General features: G+C 75.4%; 3 protein-coding genes, 1 pseudogene and 1 riboswitch. Of the genes and pseudogenes, 1 reads left to right on the top strand and 3 read right to left on the bottom strand.

The genetic code is table 11. From position 1 onward, the window contains the following. Positions 1 to 65 precede the first annotated feature (65 nt). The 3 genes and pseudogenes from ACWDX9_RS60740 to ACWDX9_RS60730 form a co-directional block, all read right to left on the bottom strand. Positions 66 to 977 (bottom strand): annotated as a pseudogene (locus ACWDX9_RS60740) (precorrin-2 C(20)-methyltransferase); the annotation flags it as partial. A gap of 5 nt (positions 978 to 982) precedes the next feature. After that, positions 983 to 1,603 (bottom strand): precorrin-8X methylmutase, encoded by a 621-nt coding sequence (locus tag ACWDX9_RS60735; protein WP_449973023.1) that lies wholly within the window; start codon positions 1,601 to 1,603, stop codon positions 983 to 985. Next, a complete protein-coding gene (locus tag ACWDX9_RS60730; RefSeq protein ID WP_449973022.1) occupies positions 1,600 to 2,934 on the bottom strand; it encodes a precorrin-3B synthase in 1,335 nt (444 codons plus the stop codon). The genes ACWDX9_RS60735 and ACWDX9_RS60730 overlap by 4 nt, the downstream gene beginning before the upstream one ends. A 17-nt stretch (positions 2,935 to 2,951) precedes the next feature. Further along, a riboswitch (cobalamin riboswitch) is annotated at positions 2,952 to 3,147 on the top strand. Between the two features lie 36 nt (positions 3,148 to 3,183). On the opposite strand from ACWDX9_RS60730, the gene ACWDX9_RS60725 reads away from it, so the two are divergent. After that, positions 3,184 to 3,955 (top strand): cobaltochelatase subunit CobN (locus ACWDX9_RS60725; protein WP_449973021.1); only part of this gene is annotated, 772 nt, incomplete at its 3' end.

Genomic DNA, 3,955 nt, shown 5'->3' with positions numbered 1-3,955 from the left:
GATCCCCTCCGGCATGACGGCCCTGCGGATCAGCATCTGCTCGCTGGCCGGGATCTCGGGCGACTTCGACAACGGCGCGGGTTCGGGGCGACGCGGTCCACGTACGGGCCGTAGCCGACGAGGTCGGTCGCCGCCGCCAGAGCTTCCTGGGCCTCGGGCGTGAGCCACGGCCGCCCGGCGGGCCCGAGGCCCACCACGACCACCTCGCCCCGGGTCTCGGCCCGGCTTTCGGTCTGGGGCGGCTCGGGGACGAAGGTCCGCTCGGCGGGGCTGGCGAGCAGGGCCAGCGAGAAGTACGGTACGCCGTCCGCGTCCACGTCCTTGAGCGGCGCGACGCGTTCGGCTCCCATGGTGGCGCGCTCGACGTACCAGGCGTCGTCCAGCCGCCCGGCCTCGGCCAGCGCGTCGCGGACCTTCTCGAACGTCCGGCCCAGCTTGAGCACCGCCGCCGAGTCGGTGCCGCGGAGCCTGTCCGCCAGCACCTCGGCGGGCAGCGTGCCGGGCAGGACGGTCAGCACCTCGTCCCGCTCCACCAGCGGCCGGCCCAGCACGGCCGAGGCGGCGCTGACGGAGGTGACGCCGGGCACCACCTCGGTCGGGTAGCGGTGGGCGAGCCGCTTGTGCATGTGCATGTACGAGCCGTAGAACAGCGGGTCGCCCTCGGACAGCACGACCACGGTCCGGCCCGCGTCCAGGTGGGCGGCCAGCCGCTCGGCGCAGTCGGCGTAGAAGTCGTCGAGCGCGCCCTGGTAGCCGCCGGGGTGGTCGGTGGTCTCCGTGGTCAGCGGGTAGAGCAGCAGCTCCTCGATCTGCCCTTCCTTCATGTACGGCAGCGCGATCGAGCGGGCGATGCTGCGGCCGTGCCTGGCGGCGTGGTAGGCGATCACGTCGGCCTCGCCGATCAGCCGGGCCGTCTTGACCGTGACCAGCTCGGGATCCCCGGGACCGAGCCCGACCCCGTACAGCCGTCCCGTCATCGCCATCACTCCGTCTCGTTCGCGATGGCGTTGACCGCCGCCGCCGTCATCGCACTGCCGCCGCGGCGGCCGTGCACCACCAGATATTCCAGGTCGCTGTCCGCCAGCGCCCGCTTGGACTCGGCCGCGCCGATGAACCCCACCGGGATGCCGAGCACGGCGGCGGGCCGGCCGGCGCCTTCGGAGACCAGTTCGAGCAGCCGGAACAGCGCGGTCGGCGCGTTGCCGATGGCCACCACCGCGCCGTCGAGGCGGTCGCGCCACAGCTCCAGCGCGGCGGCGCTGCGCGTGGTGCCGAGCCGTTCGGCCAGCTCCGGGACGCCGGGGTCGCCCAGCGTGCACACGACGGCGTTGTCCGCGGGCAGGCGGCGCCTGGTCACGCCGGAGGCGACCATCTGCGCGTCGCACAGCACGGGCGCGCCCCTTCGCAGCGCCGCGCGCGCCCGGACGACCACGGCAGGCGACCAGTCCAGGTCGGTCACGAGGTCGGTCATGCCGCAGGCGTGGATCATCCGCACCGCCACCTGCGCGACCTCGGGCGGCATCCCGGTGAGGTCGGTCTCGGCACGGATGGTCGCGAACGAGCGCCGGTAGATCTCGGCCCCGTCGCGGATGTAGTCGCTCACTGATGCCTTTCCTGGTATCCGTCGCCGGTGGCGACCATCTGGACGACCCGGCCGCGCGGCAGCCCGCAGCGCCGCTCGCAACCGGCCCAATGCACGGGCGTCGCCGGGGGCCCGTCCAGGGTCGCCACCCAGCGCCGCGCGTCCTCCTGGACGTCGGCCAGGGACTTGGCGCAGCCCGGACGGCCGGTGCAGGCGCTCACCCCGGCCCACGGCGACGCCGGGTCCGTCACCAGCCCGGCCGCCTCCAGCATTCGCGCCGCCCGGCCGGCGGTGGCGGGCGGCAGGTCGAGGAGTACGACGGTCCGCCACGGCGTCAGGCGGACGGGCACGTCGGCGGCGTCTCCCGGGTCGGCCGCGCCGGTGGCGTCTCCCGGACCAGGCACGCCGGTGGTGCCGGCCGGGGCGTTCGCCTCGGCCGCTGCGGCGATGGCGCGCGCCTGGGCGGCGGACAGCCGTCCGAGCGGCACCACGACCTCCAACGCCACCCGCCCGTCCCGCTGCTCGACCCGCCCGGCACGCGGCGCCGACACCGCCGGCACGTCCCGGACGACGGGAGCGGGCGGTGCCCACATCTCGGCGTCCGGGGTCCGCCCGGCGTGCGGCTGGTGCCCGGAGCGGGCATCGGCGGCGCGGTCGGCGGTGCCGGTGCGATCGCGGGGGGCGATGTCAGTGCGGAGGCGGGTGGCGATGCGGGCGGGGCCGTTGTCCAGCTCCGCGATCCGCCACGCCCCCCGATCCCCTTCCGGCCGTTCGTCGAGGAACGCCTCGGCGGCGGCGATCATGCGTTCGGCGGCCGCGTCCGCCCCCACGGCGAGCCCGATGTCCACGCCCGCCAGCAGCAGCCGCCCGTCGAAGAACGTGACGTCGGCCCCCAGCGCGAGCGTGTCGCCGCTGCCCTCGTCCACCGCGAACAGGAACCGCCCCGGCAGCCCGGCCAGCCGGGGCCGCGAGCACAGCGCCCGGTCCAGCGCCGCCACCAGGGGCTGCGGGTCCAGCAGGCCGGGGCCCGTGCGACCGCCGAGCGGCGAGGCCACGATGTTGCGTACGCGCTCGTGCGCCTGCGACGGCAGCAGTCCGGCGGCGGCGATCCGCTCGGCGAAGGCGGCGGGCGAGCGCAGGCCGCGCACCTGGACGTTCGCCCGGGAGGTCAGCTCGATCACGTCCGAGCCGAGGTCGGCCGCGCAGGCGGCCAGCTCGCGCAGCCGGGTGGGTGAGATCGCGCCGCCGGGCAGGCGGACGCGGGCCAGCGGGCCGTCGGCGGCCTCGTGCACCTGTAGCGCCCCCGGACAGGCGTCGGGGCGCATACGTCCGGAAAAGTCGGCTATGGACACGATCAGGATGGTAACGCCACTTCTGGCGGGGGTCGCTCTTGTCGTAGGCTCCCTGTAGGCGATGGCTAGGGAGGAAGCCGGTGCGAATCCGGCGCGGTCCCGCCACTGTGACCGGGGAGCGAACCCCACCGCAGGCCACTGCCCGGCGACGGGTGGGAAGGCCGGGGTGAGCGCTGATCCGGGAGCCAGGAGACTCCGGCCGCCGCGACACCCGCGACCGGGGCGAGGACCCCGAGGGAGGATTGCGCCGTGCCTGGCGACAGCCGTACCGTCCTGCTGCTCTCGACCTCCGACACCGACCTGCTCAGCGCTCGCGCGAGCGGTGCCGCCTACCGGCTGGGCAACCCGGCCCGGCTGGCGCCCGAGGACCTGCCCGCCCTGCTGGAAGGCGTCGACGTGGTCGTGGTGCGCCTGCTCGGCGGCCGTCGCGCCTGGGAGGAGGGCCTGGACGCGCTGCTGGCCGGCCCTCTGCCGGTGGTGGTGCTGGGCGGCGAGCAGGCGCCGGACGCCGAGCTGATGGAGCTGTCCACGGTCAGCGGCGGCGTCTGCGCCGAGGCCCACGCGTACCTGGCCCACGGCGGGCCGCCGAACCTGGCCGAGCTGCACGCGTTCCTGTCGGACACGGTGCTGCTGACCGGGCACGGGTTCGCGCCGCCGGAGGCCACGCCCTCGTGGGGGCTGCTGGAGCGCGACGCGCGGCCCGGGCGGGGGCCCGTGATCGGGGTGCTCTACTACCGGGCGCATCACCTGGCGGGCAACACCGCGTTCGTGGAGACGCTCTGCGCGGCCGTCGAGGAGGCGGGCGGGCAGGCGCTGCCGGTGTTCTGCTCCTCGCTGCGCACCGCCGAACCCGAGCTGCTCGACACGCTGCGCGCCGCCGACGCGCTGGTGGTGACCGTGCTGGCGGCGGGCGGCTCGCGCCCCGCGACGGCGGGCGCGGGCTGCAGATCGGAAGAGCGTCGTGGATGGAAAGAGAGTATTGATGGCTGTGTATATCTCGGTGGTCGGCGGAACATAAAAA

The organism is Nonomuraea sp. NPDC003201 (assembly GCF_053590415.1).
This window is presented reverse-complemented; position numbering and strand designations above follow the sequence as displayed.